The sequence below is a fragment of the Bacillus sp. SLBN-46 genome, from assembly GCF_031453555.1.
Lineage (GTDB): Bacteria > Bacillota > Bacilli > Bacillales > Cytobacillaceae > Neobacillus.
Map to the genome: position 1 here is coordinate 2,244,842 of NZ_JAVIZM010000001.1, position 19,585 is coordinate 2,264,426.

The 19,585-nt window shown below is 36.4% G+C and carries 20 protein-coding genes and 1 pseudogene; 15 read left to right on the forward strand and 6 right to left on the reverse strand.

What is annotated here, in order from left to right:
* Positions 1-111: 111 nt before the first annotated feature.
* The 5 genes from QFZ87_RS11545 (at position 112) to QFZ87_RS11565 (ending at position 7,647) form a co-directional block, all read left to right on the forward strand.
* On the forward strand, positions 112-1,200 hold the full coding sequence (locus QFZ87_RS11545) for a type III polyketide synthase (protein ID WP_309867821.1): 1,089 nt from the start codon (positions 112-114) through the stop codon (positions 1,198-1,200).
* The gene (locus QFZ87_RS11550) at positions 1,201-1,770 is read left to right on the forward strand and encodes an isoprenylcysteine carboxyl methyltransferase family protein (protein ID WP_309861254.1); all 570 of its coding nucleotides are present in this window, start codon (positions 1,201-1,203) and stop codon (positions 1,768-1,770) included.
* A 358-nt stretch (positions 1,771-2,128) separates the two neighbouring features.
* On the forward strand, positions 2,129-5,788 hold the full coding sequence (locus QFZ87_RS11555; RefSeq protein WP_309861257.1) for a dynamin family protein: 3,660 nt from the start codon (positions 2,129-2,131) through the stop codon (positions 5,786-5,788).
* 27 nt (positions 5,789-5,815) lie between these two features.
* Positions 5,816-6,643, forward strand: a complete 828-nt coding sequence (locus tag QFZ87_RS11560) for a sulfurtransferase (RefSeq protein WP_309861260.1) — start codon at positions 5,816-5,818, stop codon at positions 6,641-6,643.
* Positions 6,644-6,753: 110 nt separating this feature from the next.
* Positions 6,754-7,647: a 5'-3' exonuclease gene (locus tag QFZ87_RS11565; RefSeq protein WP_309861264.1), complete on the forward strand. Its 894-nt coding sequence runs from the start codon at positions 6,754-6,756 to the stop codon at positions 7,645-7,647.
* Between the two features lie 54 nt (positions 7,648-7,701).
* On the opposite strand, the gene sspL is transcribed toward QFZ87_RS11565, so the two are convergent.
* Complete coding sequence (sspL, locus tag QFZ87_RS11570; RefSeq protein WP_307287041.1) at positions 7,702-7,839, reverse strand: small, acid-soluble spore protein L; 138 nt, start codon at positions 7,837-7,839, stop codon at positions 7,702-7,704.
* Between the two features lie 83 nt (positions 7,840-7,922).
* On the opposite strand from sspL, the gene QFZ87_RS11575 reads away from it, so the two are divergent.
* Together QFZ87_RS11575 and QFZ87_RS11580 are read left to right on the forward strand one after the other, a co-directional pair.
* On the forward strand, positions 7,923-8,414 hold the full coding sequence (locus tag QFZ87_RS11575; protein ID WP_309861268.1) for a divergent PAP2 family protein: 492 nt from the start codon (positions 7,923-7,925) through the stop codon (positions 8,412-8,414).
* Positions 8,415-8,455: 41 nt separating this feature from the next.
* Entirely contained in the window at positions 8,456-8,725 is a 270-nt protein-coding gene (locus tag QFZ87_RS11580) for a DUF6123 family protein (RefSeq protein WP_309867824.1), read from the forward strand.
* Between the two features lie 54 nt (positions 8,726-8,779).
* Here QFZ87_RS11580 and QFZ87_RS11585 read toward each other — a convergent pair whose 3' ends face one another.
* Both QFZ87_RS11585 and QFZ87_RS11590 read right to left on the reverse strand, forming a co-directional pair.
* Positions 8,780-9,700: a DMT family transporter gene (locus tag QFZ87_RS11585; protein ID WP_309861271.1), complete on the reverse strand. Its 921-nt coding sequence runs from the start codon at positions 9,698-9,700 to the stop codon at positions 8,780-8,782.
* A 6-nt stretch (positions 9,701-9,706) separates the two neighbouring features.
* Positions 9,707-10,117 (reverse strand): reverse transcriptase-like protein, encoded by a 411-nt coding sequence (locus QFZ87_RS11590; RefSeq protein ID WP_309861273.1) that lies wholly within the window; start codon positions 10,115-10,117, stop codon positions 9,707-9,709.
* A gap of 167 nt (positions 10,118-10,284) precedes the next feature.
* Here QFZ87_RS11590 and QFZ87_RS11595 point away from each other — a divergent pair, with 167 nt between their 5' ends.
* On the forward strand, positions 10,285-10,941 hold the full coding sequence (locus tag QFZ87_RS11595; RefSeq protein WP_309861276.1) for a reverse transcriptase-like protein: 657 nt from the start codon (positions 10,285-10,287) through the stop codon (positions 10,939-10,941).
* A gap of 20 nt (positions 10,942-10,961) precedes the next feature.
* On the forward strand, positions 10,962-11,147 hold the full coding sequence (locus QFZ87_RS11600; RefSeq protein ID WP_309861279.1) for a zinc-finger domain-containing protein: 186 nt from the start codon (positions 10,962-10,964) through the stop codon (positions 11,145-11,147).
* A gap of 65 nt (positions 11,148-11,212) precedes the next feature.
* On the opposite strand, the gene cspD is transcribed toward QFZ87_RS11600, so the two are convergent.
* Complete coding sequence (cspD, locus tag QFZ87_RS11605; RefSeq protein ID WP_026563856.1) at positions 11,213-11,413, reverse strand: cold-shock protein CspD; 201 nt, start codon at positions 11,411-11,413, stop codon at positions 11,213-11,215.
* A 281-nt stretch (positions 11,414-11,694) separates the two neighbouring features.
* On the opposite strand from cspD, the gene QFZ87_RS11610 reads away from it, so the two are divergent.
* The 3 genes from QFZ87_RS11610 to mntR all read left to right on the forward strand — a co-directional run bounded on the left by QFZ87_RS11610 (position 11,695) and on the right by mntR (position 14,760).
* Positions 11,695-11,976: a hypothetical protein gene (locus QFZ87_RS11610; protein WP_308083445.1), complete on the forward strand. Its 282-nt coding sequence runs from the start codon at positions 11,695-11,697 to the stop codon at positions 11,974-11,976.
* Between the two features lie 102 nt (positions 11,977-12,078).
* The gene (locus QFZ87_RS11615) at positions 12,079-14,247 is read left to right on the forward strand and encodes a DNA topoisomerase III (RefSeq protein ID WP_309861283.1); all 2,169 of its coding nucleotides are present in this window, start codon (positions 12,079-12,081) and stop codon (positions 14,245-14,247) included.
* Between the two features lie 93 nt (positions 14,248-14,340).
* The gene (mntR, locus tag QFZ87_RS11620) at positions 14,341-14,760 is read left to right on the forward strand and encodes a transcriptional regulator MntR (RefSeq protein ID WP_308083447.1); all 420 of its coding nucleotides are present in this window, start codon (positions 14,341-14,343) and stop codon (positions 14,758-14,760) included.
* Positions 14,761-14,800: 40 nt separating this feature from the next.
* Here mntR and QFZ87_RS11625 read toward each other — a convergent pair whose 3' ends face one another.
* A complete protein-coding gene (locus QFZ87_RS11625) occupies positions 14,801-15,013 on the reverse strand; it encodes a DUF3892 domain-containing protein (RefSeq protein WP_309861286.1) in 213 nt (70 codons plus the stop codon).
* 119 nt (positions 15,014-15,132) lie between these two features.
* On the reverse strand, positions 15,133-16,041 hold the full coding sequence (metA, locus tag QFZ87_RS11630; protein WP_309861289.1) for a homoserine O-acetyltransferase MetA: 909 nt from the start codon (positions 16,039-16,041) through the stop codon (positions 15,133-15,135).
* 220 nt (positions 16,042-16,261) lie between these two features.
* On the opposite strand from metA, the pseudogene QFZ87_RS11635 reads away from it, so the two are divergent.
* The 3 genes and pseudogenes from QFZ87_RS11635 (at position 16,262) to QFZ87_RS11645 (ending at position 19,504) form a co-directional block, all read left to right on the forward strand.
* A pseudogene (locus QFZ87_RS11635) lies at positions 16,262-17,963 on the forward strand (formate--tetrahydrofolate ligase).
* Positions 17,964-17,980: 17 nt separating this feature from the next.
* Complete coding sequence (locus QFZ87_RS11640; RefSeq protein ID WP_309861292.1) at positions 17,981-18,514, forward strand: hypothetical protein; 534 nt, start codon at positions 17,981-17,983, stop codon at positions 18,512-18,514.
* A 141-nt stretch (positions 18,515-18,655) separates the two neighbouring features.
* Positions 18,656-19,504, forward strand: coding sequence for a DegV family protein (locus QFZ87_RS11645; RefSeq protein ID WP_309861295.1), 849 nt, complete (start codon positions 18,656-18,658; stop codon positions 19,502-19,504).
* Positions 19,505-19,585: the final 81 nt, after the last annotated feature.

Sequence of the window (19,585 nt, forward strand, 5' to 3'; positions counted from 1 at the left end):
TTCCCTGTCGTAGGGAGGCTTTTTTTTTGCCTTTGAAGTGATAAAGAAATTCGAATAATTCTCCTGACTACTGGAAAAAATACCCGTACATAGGATGAAGGAGAATGTATGATGCCCGCTATTCTTTCTGTTTCAGAAGTAATACCCCCATATGAAATTAATCAAAATCAAGCAGTAGAGTTTGCACGTGATCTTTTTGCGGACTCATTTAAGGATATTGAAAGACTCTTAAAAGCCTTTCAAAATGGACAAATTGAAAAAAGGCATTTTGTGAAAGGGCTAGATTGGTTTAAAGATAACCATACGTTTGAGGAGAAAAATAATGCTTACATAGAGGCTGCTGTTACACTTGGTAGTGAGGCGATTACCAAATGCTTAAATAATACTCATTTTCTTGAAAAACCACTGCCTTATGAAGAAATTGATGCAATTTTTTTTATTTCAACCACTGGAGTGGCAACTCCAAGTATTGATGCGAGAATCATGAATCAACTGCCTTTTAGTCCACACACGAAACGGATACCAATTTGGGGGCTTGGATGTGCCGGTGGGGCTGCGGGATTATCAAGAGCATTTGAGTATTGCTTGGCATTTCCTGAAGCAAAGGTGCTTGTCCTTTCAATCGAACTATGCAGTCTAACCTTTCAACGTAATGATCTGTCAAAGAGTAATTTAATAGGGGTCTCACTATTTGCAGATGGGATTGCCTGTGCATTGGTTTGTGGCGACTCTTCTAAAACAAAGAGTTATAGAAAAAAAGCGGCGTATCCATCTATTATCGGGACACAATCTACACTCATGCCAAACTCGTTGGACGTAATGGGTTGGGAGATTAAAAATTCAGGCTTGTACGTTGTATTCTCGAGAGATATACCTCGAATTATTGAAGAATGGTTAAAGCCAAATGTGAAGGAATTTCTAGATCAATATCACATGAACTTAAGTCAGGTAGACTATTTTATTGCCCACCCTGGCGGTAAAAAAGTGCTAGATGCCTATGTTAAATCATTAGATATCCCTACTTCCATGACAGATATATCCTTAGAGGTTCTAAAGCAATTTGGCAATATGTCGTCGGTTACAATCCTTTATGTACTGAAACGAATCATGGAGAAGGATATTCCAAAGGATACTATTGGGCTTGGAACAGCTCTAGGTCCAGGGTTTAGTTCCGAACTGCTACTAATGAGGTGGGTGTAAATGAATAATGTTCTTCCATTCCTAGTTTTATTTGGGGTCATCATTTCTCAAAGAGTAACAGAGCTTCTTATTGCTAAAAGTAATGAAAGATGGATGAAGAAAAATGGTGCCATTGAGTTTGGAGTAAAGCATTATAGATATATGGTTGGTATGCATATTCTGTTTTTTATTGTTTTTTTCGGCGAAAAGGTTTGGCTGAATCGTGGATTATCCCCAATATGGCCTTTATTGCTGACCGTTTTTATAGGTGCGCAGTTAGTCAGATTATGGGCAATTACTTCGCTTGGAAAGTATTGGAACACAAAAATTCTTGTCTTAGCCAATGCGAAGGTTATAAGGAAGGGGCCATATCGTTTTATAAAACATCCAAATTATTTTGTCGTTGCTATCGAGCTACTGGTTGTTCCATTATTATTTTCTTCTTATATCACGGCTATCATGTTTACCATGTTTAATGCGATGATTTTGTCTCGTCGAATTCCAGAGGAGGAGAAAGCACTTCAGGATTTAACTGAATATGTTGATGCTTTTCAAAATTGTAATCGTTTTCTCCCTAAGATTGTTAAATAATTGTGACAGTTGATAAAACGTTATTGAAAACGATTATCAGCTATGTTAAACTAATTTCAACGATGAAAATCATTCTCAATCAGAGTTTAAAAAGGGAAGGTGTTACATATGGCTTTTGCTTTTGTTGGAGGAACAATAGTTATTTATGCATTTGTCATGAAGCACGTCTTACGAAATGCAACTCATTAAATGAAATAAGTTAAAATACTTTCAAAAGCCAAGGAGAAATCCTTGGCTTTTTTCTTTACGTTTAACAAGAAAAAAACAAAATTGTTCTAGAAAAAGTGTGTCAAGATAGGAAATGTTTGAATTATCGTATAAAATAAAAACATTACTAAGTTGCTAAGGGGAATATGTAATGGTTAAAACCGCCAGTCAAATTGAAACTTTTGAAACACTTAAAAATAAGATTGCTTCTTTATATAATTTATTAACCGATGAGAAAGATGAAGTACAGGCTGAAAAAGTTAAACAACTTGCAAACAAATTAATGAATAGGGAGTTTCTCATTGCTTTTTGCGGGCATTTTTCAGCTGGGAAATCGACAATGATCAATCGAGTAGTTGGTGAGAATTTATTACCCTCAAGTCCAATCCCAACGAGTGCAAACCTTGTAAGAGTAAAGGCAGGAGAGGAATACGCCAAAGTTTATTTTAAAAATGAAAAACCAAGGTTATATCTAGCACCCTATGATTATGGGTTAGTCAAAAATTATTGTAAGGATGGAGACAAAATAGAATCCATTGAAATCAGCCATAAGGATTCTCGTTTACCAGAAAATACGGTAATTATGGATACACCAGGTATTGACTCTGCAGATGATGCTCACCGTATCGCCACTGAGTCAGCTTTGCATCTTGCTGATCTTATTTTTTATGTAATGGATTATAACCATGTCCAAGCAGAATTAAATTTCTTGTTTACAAAGGAATTAACGGAAGCTGGGAAAGAGGTTTATTTAGTCATTAATCAAATCGATAAACACAAAAATGACGAATTAAGTTTTACCGATTTTCAACAAAGTGTGGTTGACTCTTTCGCATCTTGGGGAGTAAGACCAGCAAGGATTTTTTACACGTCATTAAAGGATGAAAATCATCCTTTCAATGATTTCACTGAACTTCAGCAGTTCATTCAATCTAAGTTGCGTGAGAAAGAACATTTATTAATCCCGTCAGTTTTTCATTCTTTAAGAAAAATTGCCCAAGATCATATCAATCAATCACATAAGATAGCTGATGAAGAGCTCATTCCTATCCTAAAAATATTAAATGAACTTTCGGAGAAGGAAAGACAAGATTTAGAAGCATCCCATCAAAGAGTCTCTCATGATCTCAAAAAGATAAGTGAAGGTACGGGAATAAAGGAAAAAAACTTTGAAAATGAAATTTCACAAATCCTGAAAAATGCAATCATTATGCCATTTCAGACAAGAACTTTAGCGGAGAGTTATTTAGAATCCTGTCAACCGGAATTTAAAGTTGGGTTCTTGTTCTCCAAACAAAAGACAAACGAAGAGAAAAATAAGAGATTAGAGAGTTTCTATCAAGATTTACTAGATAAAATAAAGTCACAGCTTGAGTGGCATATTCGAGAATGTTTACTCCGTAGTATAAAGGAGGCTGAAATTGAAGATATAGAGCTGCAAGGGTTAGCTCAATCCTTCTCCATCCCTTTTCCTATTCAGTTATTAGAGGATACCGTTAAGTCTGGAGCACGTGTCTCGGGGGAATATGTACTTCGTTATACTGAGGATGTGGCTAATGAGATAAAAAGATCCACAAGAAATCAACTTTCTGAATTTAAAAGTAAGTTCGTTGAATGTTTAACTATTCAAACATCGAAATTACAACAGCAGTATGAAGAGGAATTTACCAAATTTGAAAGGTATGTTAATGCCCTAACAGAATTGAAAAAGGCAGAACAAACTATTTTTATAAAAGATAAAAAGATTGATGACTTATTTACAAAACAGGAGATTCTTCAAGAGGATCGTAACCATCTATTTAGTCAGCATGATGAAGAATATGATGTGATTAAAACTCAAGAGGGCTCCCAAGTTATTACTAACCAAGAAAGTACATCTAAAAACACAGTGAATACAAAGATTGTTTCCAAGGATGCAGGGGAGATGTTTGAGCAGTCAGAGAATCATTTAAAGCAAACAGTTGAACGACTTTATCAGTCATCAAACCTGATAAAAGATTTAGCCGGTTTTCAAAAAATTTCAAAGGAATTGGAAGAAAAGGCAAATAGGTTGGAGAATAAAGGGTTTACTGTTGCGTTATTCGGAGCATTTAGTGCTGGAAAGTCCTCATTTGCGAATGCTTTAATGGGGGAGAAGGTTTTACCGGTATCACCAAACCCAACGACTGCTGCTATCAATAAAATTAAACCTGTTACAGCTGAAAGGCAGCATGGAACGGTCCTAGTGAAATTTAAAGATCAGGGGTCCATGCTTGAAGATGTAAATCGCTCCTTAAAGGTCTTTGATTTGCATGCTGTAGATTTCAACTATGCAGTGAAAATGATTGACCAGATTTTGCTGGATAAAAGCCAAGAAGGTGTACTTGAAAAAACACATTTTGCCTTTTTACAGGCATTCAAAAAAGGCTTTGCCTCATTAGTACCTTTGCTAGGTACCACCAAAGAAACGGATATAAGTGATTTTAATGAGTTTGTGGCAAAAGAGGAAAAATCCTGTTATGTAGAGTGGATTGAACTTTATTATGATTGTGAGCTAACAAGAAAAGGGATTACGCTTGTTGATACACCTGGAGCAGACAGTATTAATGCGCGCCACACAGGGGTTGCTTTTGATTATATTAAGAATTCAGATGCTATCTTATTTGTCACCTATTATAATCATGCTTTTTCGAAAGCAGACCGTGAATTTTTAATCCAGCTGGGACGTGTAAAAGAATCCTTCCAGATGGATAAAATGTTCTTTATCATTAATGCGATTGATCTTGCTGAAAACAATGAAGAAAAAGAACTTGTGGCTGAATATGTGGCGGACCAATTAATTAAATATGGAATTCGGAATCCACACTTGTATTCCTTATCAAGCTTGCTTGCATTAAACGAAAAACAAAATAAAACTCAAAGCACGCATTCAGGGATGAACTATTTTGAACAGGCATTTTATCAGTTTATCTCCAATGACTTAACGGAAATGGCTATTTCTTCTGCAAATAAGGAACTGAATCGTGTAGTTGAATTGGTAAATAAGTTAATACAAAGTTCACAAGAAGACATAACGGTTAAGGAGCAAAAGCGAACAGAGTTTGAAAAAGAAAAGGCTAAAATTAAGGGGTTATTAGAAAAACAATCCGGGGAAAGCCTACAAAATCGTTTAATACAGGAAGCGGAAGAATTAATTTACTATATTAAGCAAAGGGTATTTCTACGGTTTGGAGACTTCTTTAAAGAGGCATTTAATCCGTCAACACTTAGGGACGACGGGCGCAACTTGAAAAAAGCACTGCAAGCAGCACTTGATGAATTTCTAGAAAGTCTTGGTTTTGACCTTGCACAGGAAATGAGAGCAACTACTGTAAGATTGGACCGGTTTATTGAAAAGATTCTTACAGACTATCATGGACAACTAATTCGAAACCTTCAAGAAGTGAATGGGGATCTATCCTTTTCGGCTTTTGAAAAATCCAAGTATGAAAAAATTGATTTTTTCTTAGCATTTAAAGATATAGATCACCAGCAATTTACTAAAGCATTGGCTCATTTTAAAAATCCAAAATCCTTTTTTGAAAAGAACGAGAAGCAATACATGGTGGAAGAACTGAATCGAATTCTAAATGTCTTTGCTGACGATTACTTAAAGCAGTCAGGAGATCGTTTGAAAAGTCACTATGAAATTGAATTACTGAAGGAAACAGATTGTTTAGTAACCAAATTACAGGAACAAGCGGATGATTTTTACTTAAGTCTTCTCTCTGCATTGGATGGAGGCGTTTCGATCCAAAGGTTAATGGAGATTCAGCATAAGCTACCAAAATAGATTGGTTTTGAGAAGGGGAGAACTTGGATGAATTTTGTGAAAGACAGGGAATGGCTGTTTACTAACATGAATGATAGTAATATCATAATTGTCGATTGCCGATTTTCCTTAGCGGATCCGCATAAAGGCAAAAAGGAATACCTCGAAAGCCATATTCCAGGTGCGGTTTACTTTGATCTGGAGAACGATCTGTCAGCTCCTGTTATGGAACATGGTGGAAGGCACCCCTTGCCAGATACGGAGGAATTGATCAGGAAACTTGAAAACGCAGGAATAAATGAATGCAAATCAGTTATTGCTTATGATCATGGGGAAGGAGCTTATGCAGCCAGATTTTGGTGGCTCCTAAAATACCTAGGTCATAAAAATGTCTTTGTCCTTAATGGAGGATATAAACAATGGCTGGAAGCTTGTTACCCAGTGACAGCAGACATTCCTGTGTTTGAAACAGTGAAATTTCATGTTGAACTAAATCCTGATATTTTAGCTACAACGAATGAAGTCGAGGAAGTTGTCCAAAATCGGTTAAAAGACTGGATTTTGATTGATTCCAGAGAAGAAAAGCGCTACCTTGGTTTGGAAGAACCAATCGATAAAAAAGCAGGACATATCCCCGGAGCACTAAATAAGCCTTGGATGGATGGCTTACATTCTAACCAATATAAGACAGTTGAGGAACAAAGACAGAGGTTTTCAAATATCGATGTGAAAAATCAAATTATTGTATACTGCGGCTCCGGAGTAACAGCTGCCCCTAATTTCCTTGCTTTAAGAGAAGCTGGATATGAGAAAGTAAAGCTTTATGTAGGGAGCTTTAGTGACTGGATTTCTTATGCTGGAAATAAAATCGAATAAATGACAAGTCAAACCTATGATATAATGGAAAGCGTGTGATTAGAATACCATTCAAAAGCAGGCAAATTGAATCTTTAGATGTTGCCGCTTAAATATAGGGGGACTTAGAATTGAATAATCAAAAGCCTTCATTAATGCTTGTTGATGGGATGGCATTATTATTCCGAGCCTTTTATGCAACTGCAGTAACAGGACAATTTATGATTAATTCAAAAGGGATTCCAACCAATGGAATTCACGGCTTTGTAAAACATTTATTTACTGCTGTTTCTTCTTTCAAACCAACTCACCTTGCCGTTTGCTGGGATATGGGGAGCAAGACCTTTAGGACAGAATTATTCCCAGATTACAAAGGGAATCGTGGAGAAGCTCCTATCGAGCTTATTCCACAATTTGACTTAGTGAAAGATGTAGTTGCTTCATTTGATATTCCCAATATCGGATTAGCGGGGTATGAAGCAGATGATTGTATTGGGACAATTGCTCAACAAGCAAAGGATTTTGCTCATGTTTCAATCTTAACGGGTGACCAAGATATTCTTCAGTTACTTGACGAGAGTATCTCTGTCATTCTAATGAAAAAAGGCTACGGGAATTACCTTGTGCACACTCCTCAAACCTTTTTTGAGGAAAAAGGAATAACACCTAGACAAATGGTTGATTTAAAAGCGCTTATGGGGGACCCAAGTGATAATTACCCTGGAGTTAAGGGGATTGGTGAAAAAACAGCGCTTAAGCTATTACAAGAATTTCACCATATTGAGGGGATTATTTCCAACTTGGATCGCTTATCAAAGTCTAATAAAACTAAGATTGAACAGGATTTAGAAATGCTGCACCTATCCAGAAGGCTGGCAGAAATAAAATGTGATGTTCCAGTAACGTATGTCTTGGAGGAAACAGGTCTCCGAATTGAAAAAGATAAAGCTTTAAATAAATTAATGGAAGTAGAGCTTCGTGGATTGCAGCGCCTGCTGCCGCTAAATGAAGCGATTATTTCTTAATTCAAGTAGGGAACTGGCTGTCTCCGTAAAGGCAGCCAGTTTTTTTATCCTATACTATTTTGTGTTTTTTTTCTTTGCGGCATTTTCAAGCTTGCTTTTTGGTTCTTCAGCGAACTCAGCATCTTGTCCATATCCTTGGGGATTCACACCGGGTGCTTTAACCCCACGATTAGCATTATGTTTTTTACTCATGAACGTTCACCTCCCATTTAGTTAGTATTTCCACAAGGAATAAAAAAATTTGGATTTCTAACAATAATGGTAGAGGTGATTGCATGAATAAAGGTGTTTATCTAGCCCTTTTTAGCATAGGGTTAGCTCAAGGCATGAAGATCCCCATACATTATGTTAAAAAGAAAGAATGGCGGCCCGAGCTGTTTTTTGGCACAGGTGGAATGCCTAGTTCACATTCGGCTGGCGTTTCAACACTTACCACTTATATTGCCTTACAAAGAGGACTGCCAACGTTTGACTTTGCCCTTTCACTCGTCTATGGATTAATCGTTATGTATGATGCACAAGGTGTTCGCAGGCAAACAGGGGAGTTAACTTTAAAAGTAAACTCAATGAATGATTTAATTGAAAAAATCCAAAAAAACGAAAGTGTGGAGTTTAAACAGGAATCACCAAAAAGACTTAAAGAGATGTTAGGTCATCAACCAGAAGAAGTCATTGGTGGAGCTATAATGGGTGTATTGGTAGGGGTCATTGGTCATCTCTTTACAAAAAAGAATAGAAAATCCTCCATTTTTAAGGTAAGATTTTAAAGGGATGTTTAAAGATTTGGGCGAGAGGATTGGTTAAGTCAGTGCGAACAGTGGAAGAGTATTTGCATTACTTGGAAGGAAAAGGCTTTCAATTCCAAGATGATGCCATTGGTTTTATCTTCTTCGGGAAACATTATACGAATGCTACCGATGAAATGATCAATACAGCAATAGAACTGACATTAAAAGCACAGAAATGCTTTGATGGCAGTTTTTATGTTTCGTTATTGGAAACGCTTATTTCGAACCAAATAGACACTAGGAAAGACGCTATAAAGTTCATCAAAGAAAAAGAATTATTAGCAATATAAAGAAGAAAGAGGTTGACTTAGTCGACCTCTTTTTCGTACAGTTCTTATCTATTTTCAACCTTCTAGGCTTTTATTTTTTCTAAGTAAGGGAATCTTATTAGCTGGAAGTTCAGCAAATATCATCCCCATAAAAATAAGGATACAACCAAAAAAGGCACTGAAGGACAATCGCTCATTTGCCCATGCATAACCAGCAATGGCGGCAAATACAGGTTCCATCGCAAAAATTAATGCAACTCTAGTGGCTGAAGTGAATTTTTGAAAATTTGTTTGAATAAAGAACGCCAAAGCTGTTGCAAAGACACTAGTGACGATTAAAGCGATGAGGACATCTTTAGACATAAGTATGTCTAATTGAAAGGATTCTTTCCCATTCTCAAAAACGAAAGATGACCCAATTGATAATAAAGCAACTGTAGAAATCTGGATGACAGTTAATAAAAGGGTGGGATACTTACTACTGAACTTACCCGTTAAAATAATGTGTAAGGCAAAACTAATCGCGCAAACAAAAACGAACCCATCACCAATATTCAAGGATGTTACATCCGTCATGGTTAGTAAAAACAGGCCGAGGGTAGCGGTTAATACTCCAATAACTGCATTCTTGCTTGGATATTGTTTAAGTAATACCATTGAAAACAGTGGGACTAAGACCACGCTTAGGCCCGTAATAAATCCAGCCTTCGATGTCGTTGTATATAAAAGACCAATCGTTTGGGTTACATATCCCAGATAAAGCCAAAAACCAATAAAGATTCCTGAGGCAATTAGTTTGAAATTTAATTGCTGCAATTGTTTTCTTTGAAAAACTAGAAGACAAAAAATTAATAATACAGCTGCAATAGAAAAACGAATTCCGTTAAAGGCAAAAGGCTCCAAAAAATCAATTGCATTTTGGACAATAACAAAAGTGGTTCCCCAGATTAATGTAACAAAAAGCAAACTCAAATCTGCAAATAATGGTCTTTTCATGTTGAATTAAAATGCTCCTTCACTTGAGTTTTTTTGTATAGCTAGCCTTGCTAGTCTATCTGCTACCTTATTTTCGGCGCTTGGAATCCATTTCATAAAGAACAATTCCATTTTTCTTGATAATTCTAAAGCTTCCTCAAGTAAAGGCGAGTATTGTTTGTTTTTTACAAATTCTTTTTCTATAGCCCTATTAATTAATTCCGAATCCGTACGAAACGACACAACTGAGTGCATCAATCCTTTTTCAAGGCAAATTATTAATGCGTGTATAAAAGCATGGAATTCAGCTTCATGGTTTGACATCGTACCAAGTGGTAAAGAATATTCTTCAGCCAAACCGTTCCCTTTAATAAAAATCCCAGCTCCACTTGGACCAGGGTTACCAGCACTTGCCCCATCAATATAGACTTCAATCATGCTGTTTCCTCCATTTGTTAATTAATAAAGTTTATCATATTTTAACACAGTAATGCAGGAAAATATTTTCTTCTGCTTAAGTGGGTATGATAATCATATATATTTAAGTAGGTGCAGATTTTACATCAAAATGAGTTATTGAAATCATTCATGAGAGGCTGAATACAATGAATTATAGGCTAGAATGGAAATATAAATTAAAAAGTAACGAAAAAGTACAATTTTCATCTGAGTTGGTACCGGGTGAAACAGCCATACAAATAGGTGAAGAGCTTGAAGCTACTGGAAAAGTGACAGAACTATATTTTTATGATGAAAAAGGGACATCATGGATTTTAAAAGAAATGAAGAAACTGTTGACTGAAATAGAGGAAGAGCCACATGATATTACGATTTATTTTGACGGGGGATATCAGAAGGAATCCAATCTCGCGGGACTAGGTGCGGTTATTTTTTTTAAACAAGGAAAAAAGAAATACCGCATTCGGGCGAATGAACGCTTAGAGCAATTGGAGAACAACAATGAAGCTGAATACGCCGCTTTTTATTATGCACTAAATATTTTAGAGGATTTGGGTGTCCAGCATTTGTCATGCGAGTTTAAAGGTGACTCTCAGGGAGTATTAAAACAGCTGGACGGTGACTGGCCTTGCTATGAGGAAGCGCTAAATCGCTGGCTTGACCGAATTGAGGAAAAGATGAAAACGCTTGATCTCACCCCAAAATATACAGTCATTTCAAGAAAAGATAATAAGGAAGCTGATCGCTTAGCCACCCAAGCCTTAGAAGGAAAAGAAATATTTGCGAAAACACTAATATTATAGTTGAGGAGCGCGGTTGCTTAGTGAGAGACACTGGTAGAAAGGAATTGTTAAATCATTTAGAAAACGTAATGGTTCATTACTGTGATGGCTGCTTTTTGCATCAGCATGTAAAAAAAGAGGGTGGAAGAAGGGCAGCCCATCGTTTCTGTATCACACAATGTACAGTAGGGGAAAAACTTCAGGAATATGGAAAGAAACTAAGGTGAATTGGATGACAGCTAAAAAGGCTGACGATAAACGTCAGCCTTTGATTGGTTATGGTTAGTAAAGATTATAGTTTTACTACGTTAGCAGCTTGAGGTCCGCGGTTTCCTTCAACGATTTCGAAAGAAACTTCTTGGCCTTCTTCTAATGATTTGAAACCTTCACCTGTGATAGCGCTGAAGTGTACGAATACATCGTCTCCGCCTTCAACTTCGATAAAACCGAAACCTTTTTCATTGTTAAACCATTTTACTTTACCGTTTTGCATGTACTTCTTCCTCCTAAGCCTTTCAAGACACCCCTGGTGCCAAAGATAAATATTATCATGTAAAAAACAGCAAAAAAAACATTCGCATATAGTTGTTACATGATGCTTTAAATATACAATATGGAAATTTGACAGTCAAGAAATGCAACCGTTTTTTTTTGTTATTTTATCAGCCTTCAATGAAATTTACCTATACTTAGAATTTTAACGATAGAGTAACATAAAATTCCTGCACGCTCATATGTTAGATTAAAAATATTTGTTATAGAGGCGGGGATACCATGTTTCGATTTTCAATTGCGGGGGAGGAATGGATTTTACGATTCTCACCACAAGTATTCATTGATGCGGCAGAAAAACAGGTGATCTTGATGTCGCTGCTTCATATTGGTGACGATTTAGCGAACTTTCCACATGGTAATGCCTTTATTATGTTTACAAAAAAAATTGGTGCAATAGTCTTTGATGTAGAAAGAATTCCGTCACTTATATTAACAGTTTCAAATATTGTTCCAGAAGAAAATTGGTATTTACAAGAATCCGCTGTCAAAAAATTAAAGTAAAAAATTATATATTCTTGTAGGGTTACCTAAATCAGGTAACCCTTATTTAGTTTATTTTGATATAATAAATTTGGGATGCTTTGTAAAAAGGGAGCAATTTATATGAAATTAATTATTGCGGAAAAACCGGATCAAGGGTCAACATTAGCGTCAATTTTTAAACATAAAAAGCAAAATGGATTTATTGAAATTTTCCCTAATGATATTTTTCAACAAGGAGCTTATGTTACTTGGGCAATCGGCCATATTTGTCAATTAGTTGCTCCAGAAAAGTATTCATCGGGCTGGAAAAAATGGTCTTTAGATAATTTGCCGATTATTCCTGACCAATTTGAATATGAAGTAACAAAAGATAAGGCAAAACAATACCAAGTCATTAAACAGTTAGTGGCAAATCCAGCGGTAACGGAAATTATCCATGCAGGAGATGCGGGCCGTGAAGGTGAACTGATCATACGAAATATACTTAGGTTAACAAAATGCAGAAAACCGATGAAAAGACTTTGGATTTCTTCGTTAACGGCAAATGCTATTAGAGACGGTTTTAAAAAACTATTAGAGGAACAAGATACTCGAAACTTATATTTTGAAGCCTATACAAGGGCTTGTGCTGATTGGGTAGTTGGTATGAATGCGTCACGTTTGTATAGCTTGCTACTTCAGAAGCAGGGATTTTCTGATGTTTTTTCAGTTGGAAGAGTGCAAACTCCGACATTGGCATTAATTGTAAAAAGAGAACTAGAAATAGAGAATTTCAAGTCTGAACCATTTTGGGAAGTTTTAGCTTATTTTAAAATCAATGGAAAAAAGTATCGCGGAAAATGGCAAAATGACGGAGAAACCCATGTGAAAACGAAAGAGTTAGCAGAAAAGGTAGCTGCTTTTTGCAGAGAAAAACCTGCTGAGGTCAGCGAGGTACAATCTGAAAGAAAGGAATTTCTACCGCCTCTTCTCTATAATCTGTCAGCACTTCAAGCAGAAGCGAATAAACGCTTTAAGTTCTCACCTAAAAAAACACTTGATATCATGCAAAAGCTCTATCAAAAAGGAAATGTTTCCTATCCACGCTCAGACTCTCGGTATGTAACTAAAGAAGAAGCCCATACTTTCCCAGATATCCTTAATAAATTAAGTAAAATGGAAGATTATGCTGCTTATTTTCCTTTACCTAATCAATCTATTGCTGATAATAAACGATATGTCAATGAAAAGAAGGTTACGGATCACTATGCAATAATTCCTACAGAACAAATACCCAATGTTGAAAAGCTTAGTCCAGACGAGCGGAAAATTTATGATTTAGTAGTTACTAGTTTAATTGCAGCCCATTATAATAAATCAATTGCAGAATATACAACAGTGACCACACTTGTAGATGGTCGTGCCTCTTTTATTTCAAAAGGGAAAGTACAAATTGAAGAGGGCTGGAAAAGGGTAATACATTCGAAAGAACGTGAGGATGAACCCGCACTACCATCCCTCCAAAAAGGGGAACAGGGTCTAACTGAAAAGGTAGAAGTGAAAGAGAGTCAAACTCAGCCACCGAAACGGTATACAGAAGGTCAACTAATTACGTTAATGAAAACGGCTGGCAGGCATATTGATGATAAGGAACTAGAGAAAATCCTATCAAAGACAGAGGGGTTAGGAACAGAGGCAACTAGAGCTGGCATTATCACTATGTTAAAGGATCGTTTATATATTGATGTAAAAAAGAACTTGGTGTATGCAACTGCTAAGGCCAAAATATTAATTGAGGCGATTGGTCCTGAAATTTTGGCCTCACCAGAAATGACTGCTAAGTGGGAGCAAAAACTAAAAGAAATATCCGAGGGGTCGGCCGTACCGAAGCAATTCATGGAACAAACAAGAAAAATGGTTATACATTTAATTTCATCTAGTTTAGAACAGGCACAAAAGTGGTCATTTTCGGAGGATGTTCGTGATCAATTTACTCCTGGTAAACAAAAAAATAAAAGACAATCGTATACTAAACTGGGCCCTTGTAAAAAATGTGATGGTACTATTGTTGATAAAGGAAGCTTTTACGGATGTTCAAATTATCAAAAAAACAAGTGTGACTTTACGATTTCAAAAAAGATACTTGGTAAAACTATTACCCAAAAAAATATCAAACTTCTGCTCTCCGAAGGGAAAACCGAAGTGATTGAAGGGTTTATAAACAAAGAGAAAACCTTTAACGCTCGACTTTGTCTTGATGAGAAGGATAGAAAAGTAAGGTTCTTGTTTAATGAACCAGTTCCAAAATAATACAAGAATGTTTGAATTAAGTGATAAAGAACCTTGTCACTTAATTTTTTCTATAGTAAACTTTTAATGATTCTTATCAATGGAGGGTACGGGATGCCAACACCAAGTATGGAAGATTATATCGAACAAATTTATATATTAATTGAAGAAAAAGGATACGCTCGGGTATCAGATATTGCCGAAGCGCTGTCTGTCCATCCCTCCTCAGTAACAAAAATGGTACAAAAGTTAGATAAAGATGAATATTTAGTGTATGAAAAGTATCGAGGGCTTCGATTGACTTCAAAGGGGAATAAAATAGGAAAGCGCCTTGTCTTTAGACATGAATTGCTTGAACAATTCCTAAAAATTATTGGAGTAAAAGAAGAAAATATATATGTTGATGTTGAAGGTATCGAACATCATTTAAGCTGGGACTCTATTGATCGAATTGGTGATCTCGTTCAATTTTTTGAAGAAGACCAAAACAGAGTGGATGCATTAAAAGAAATCCAAAAACAAAATGAACAATAGAATAAAGTGAAGAGAGGCTGTTTCTATGACAGCCTCTCTTTTAGAATAGATTTGGAAATTGGTCAAAGGTCTGATTCTGATCAGGCAGTAAGGAAACTCTTCCTTCCCCATCCTCAATAGCTTGTATGCCCTGAATTAAACCATTTTCAGCCTCCATCAACGCTTTACGGTATGAAATGATTCGTCCTTCTGATGTCACAAAGCTGATGATTTCTCCAAAATGATTGCGGTGAAGGGCAACGATTGTTTCCATATGAAATTCCCCCCTTTCCGCACTAGTGTTTCTAAAAATAATGAATAATAAACGAAATGAAAGTTAAATGCAAAAAACAAGCACTGGTTTATTGTCCAGTGCTTGTTTGCTTATTAGTCCTATTCCCATGTAAAAGGAGTTTCTTGATAAACATAATAATTAAGCCAATTTGAAAAAAATAAGTGACCGTGGGACCGCCAGCGGTTGATTGGAGGCTGAGTAGGATCATTGTTAGGAAAATAGTTTTCAGGCATATGGATTTCTAGCCCTTTATTTAAATCCCTTGAATATTCCTGTGCTAAAGAATCAGATTCATATTCTAAATGACCAGTAATCATAACATGCTTTCGATCACGGGACGCAATTAATAATGCTCCTGCATCCTCTGAAGCAGCTAATAATTTTAATCGTGGATTATTTTTAATTGCTTCAATTGATACATCTGTGTAGCGAGAATGGGGAGCATAAAAAATATCGTCAAATCCACGTAGTAAAATATCATTTTTCTCAAATATTCGATGTGCATAAATGCCAGAGCATTTTCGTTCTAGTTCGAATTTGCCAATATCATATTGATAGTACAGAGCAGCCTGTGCACCCCAGCAAATATGTAAGGTAGAAGTAACATTTGTGTTCGTCCACTCCATGATTTCCGTTAACTCTGGCCAATACTTTACTTGGTCAAATTCTAAAAGCTCCACTGGTGCGCCTGTAATAATCATTCCATCGAATTTTTGATTTTTAATTTGTGTAAAAGTAGTATAAAACTGTTCTAAATGCTGTTTGCTAGTATGTGTAGATTCATATGAATTTGTTTTTAAGAAATTCACGTTAATCTGTAACGGTGTATTTCCGAGTAATCGTAATAACTGTGTCTCTGCTTTTTCTTTTTCAGGCATCAGATTTAAAATAAGAATATTTAGTGGCCTGATGTCCTGAGTTGTTGCACGTTCGTTGTCCATGATAAAAATATTTTCTTGTTCCAGCACTTCCCGAGCAGGTAATAGCTTTGGAATGTTAATAGGCAAGTGACCATCCCCTTTTTAATGTAGTTCCACGTTTGCTTTTATAAGTTAATCCATTAATACAACCGTATGTAATACATGTCAATGAATATTTAAAAAATTCGATATTTACATTATAAACATTATTATTAATTCAGAAAAGATAATATTTTGTTCATAATTTTTATCGGAATGAAACAGCTTATTTGATACAATGAGAGTGTAGTCTTATATTAATAGCTGAATGCGGGGGATTAATTTGGTTATGACGAAAGTAAAGTCAGACATTGAAATTGCACAAGAATCAAAGATGAAGCCGATTGTTGAAATCGCTGAAAAAATTGGTTTAGTAGAAGATGATCTTGAACTATACGGAAAATATAAAGCAAAAATCTCCAATGAAGCTCTTTCTAACCTGAAAACGAAAGAAAGTGGGAAGATTATTCTTGTTACTTCCATTAATCCAACTCCTGCCGGTGAAGGAAAATCGACAGTCACTGTGGGATTAGGGGATGCCCTCAATCGTATTGGAAAAAAAGCTATGATTGCGATGCGAGAACCATCTTTAGGACCGACTATGGGTATAAAAAGGCGGAGCAACGGGTGGAGGATATTCTCAAGTTCTGCCAATGGAGGATATTAACCTGCATTTTACTGGAGATTTACATGCAATTACGACTGCAAACAATGCCCTCGCAGCATTAATAGATAATCATCTCCAACAGGGAAATGAATTGCAGATTGACCAGCGTCGAATTGTTTGGAAACGGGCCGTTGATTTAAATGACCGTGCCTTACGAAAGGTCATCATTGGCCTAGGAGGCCCACTTCAAGGTGTCCCACGTGAAGACGGATTTGATATTACGGTAGCCTCTGAAATTATGGCAGTATTATGCTTAGCATCCGATTTAAAAGATTTAAAGTTACGATTATCTCGTATGGTCGTTGCATATAATTATAATAAAGAACCTGTTACAGTTGGGGACCTGGGAGTTGAAGGTGCATTAACCTTGTTGTTAAAAGAGGCTATTAAGCCCAATTTAGTTCAAACAATTGAACATACTCCTGCTCTGATCCACGGCGGACCGTTTGCTAATATTGCACACGGATGCAATAGTGTAATTGCTACAACTGCAGCAACCAAATTAGCCGACTACGTCATTACTGAAGGCGGCTTTGGAGCTGATCTAGGTGCAGAGAAATTTCTACATATAAAATCAAGAAGTGCGGGTATTAAACCAGAAGCTGTAGTTATCGTTGCGACTATTCGCGCGCTTAAAATGCATGGAGGTGTAGCAAAAACTGAGTTAGCGAAGGAAAATGTTGCTTCCTTAACGCTTGGTTTTGCTAACCTGCAAAAGCATATCGAAACCATAAAAAGCTTTGGGTTACCAGTTGTTGTTGCCATTAATAAATTTATCACCGATACAGATTTAGAGGTTCAAACATTATTGGAATGGTGTGAACGAGAAAACGTGGCCGTTGCTTTAACAGAAGTGTGGGAAAAAGGTGGAGCAGGTGGTATAGAGCTTGCTAATAAGCTATTATCGGTCATCGAAAAAGAAGAGAACAAATTCCATCCGTTATATGAATTGTCTGATTCACTTGAACAAAAAGTAAGAACCATTGTGCAAAAGGTGTACGGCGGAAAAGATGTTGAATTCTCACCAAAAGCGAAAAAGCAATTAATTGATTTTGAAAAGTTCGGTTGGTCCAATTTGGCAATATGTATGGCAAAGTCACAATATTCATTATCTGATGATCCTTCAAAGCTAGGTAGACCGACAGATTTCATCGTTACGGTAAGAGAATTCAAACCATCCATTGGGGCTGGCTTTATTGTTGCGTTAACAGGAGAAGTAATGACCATGCCAGGACTACCTAAAAAACCAGCCGCATTAAATATGGATGTTGATGAAAACGGAAATGCAGTAGGTCTTTTCTAAAAGGAGTCGAATGATAAATGTTTGATCCAACAGCCTTTGATAATATGAAAGTAATTGTTGAAGGCGCACTATATGACAGGGACCTTAGTGGAGAAATAATCATTACCGACCGAAATGACATAATCAATTTGGCTAAAATGTCCCGTCAGTTCAACATTAGCTTCTCCATTCCACAAGGAGAGCCAAAAGCTGTTTTAGGAAAAATAGAACTGGAATCCAAGCTTGTCCATTTATCAGCAGAGCTTCTGCCAAGCTATCATACTGAACAGCTTGTCGGCTGTTTGGTAAAGCTTTATTTTACCTTTGATATAGAAGAGGTTGAAATTGATTACGATGAACTAAATACGATTCTTTTTGGTATATGGGGAACTTCAAGGACAATTACACTATCCATTCAACAGGAGCCACTACAGCCTACTAAAAGGGAAAAAGGGATAATAACAGTGGACTTTGAACGCTTAATAACCGAAGACCAAATGGATGATTTAGTTGGAATGACAGATGTCATGATTACCACCCAACAAAAATTATCAGAGTATCTAAATAAATAGAGGTACATTATGATTAGAGGCTGTCTCATTAGAGAACAGCCTTTTTATTTATGTTTTAAATATTTACAATATTCAAATTAAAGGGTACGATATTATTACCTAGATAATATGACCTCATACTAATTATAAGGGGAGATCACATTGGTCAAAACGGCATGGGTTACAGATAGTACCGCATTTTTAGACGAGGAATTAAAAAATCATCCAGATTTATATACAGTACCATTAACCATTTTGCTTGATGGGGAGGAATTCTCAGATGGAATTGACTTATCTCCCGCAGAATTATTTGAAAGATTAAAGCATTTGAATACTCCACCTAAAACATCACAGCCTTCTGTTGGTGCGTTTCAGGAACTATATGAACGGCTTGCAAAAGAATACGATCAGATCGTAACTGTCCTTCTTTCGGGTAAACTTAGTGGCACAGTGTCCTCTAGTGAGCAAGCGGCTAAACTTGTAGATATCCCTGTCACTACTTTTGATTCGAAAATACTCACCTATCCCATGACGGCCATACTGAAAGAAGGAATGGAACTACTTAATAGTGGTAGCAATCTAGAATCCGTTCTTGACCACATGGGAAAAATAAGGGATACAAATGAGACCTATGTTCTGGTAGGGAGCTTAGAGCAGCTTCATCGTGGAGGAAGAATGAATGGGGTACAATTTTTCTTGGGAAGCTTGCTAAACGTTAAGCCCATAATATCGATTGAAAACGGAGTGCTTAATGTAAAGGAAAAGGTTCGCAGTGAGAAAAAGGCAAAGGAAAAAATACTCGATTATTTTAAATCCTCCTATGAGAAGTATCAATTTAAAGAAGTTTATATTTTGTACGGTTTACATGAAGACCAGGCAAATAGCTGGAAGATTGATTTAGAACAACAGTTTCCAGCATTAACAGTAATTTGTTGTCCATTAGGTGCTGTCATTGGTGTACACGCAGGAGAAAACACGCTTGGAATTAGCTGGCATAATGCTTTGAAATAATACGGGATTGATATGCAAGAAAATAACTCCAAGCCATTGGGGTTATTTTTTTGCCGTTTTTCATGTTAAAATAGCTAGGGT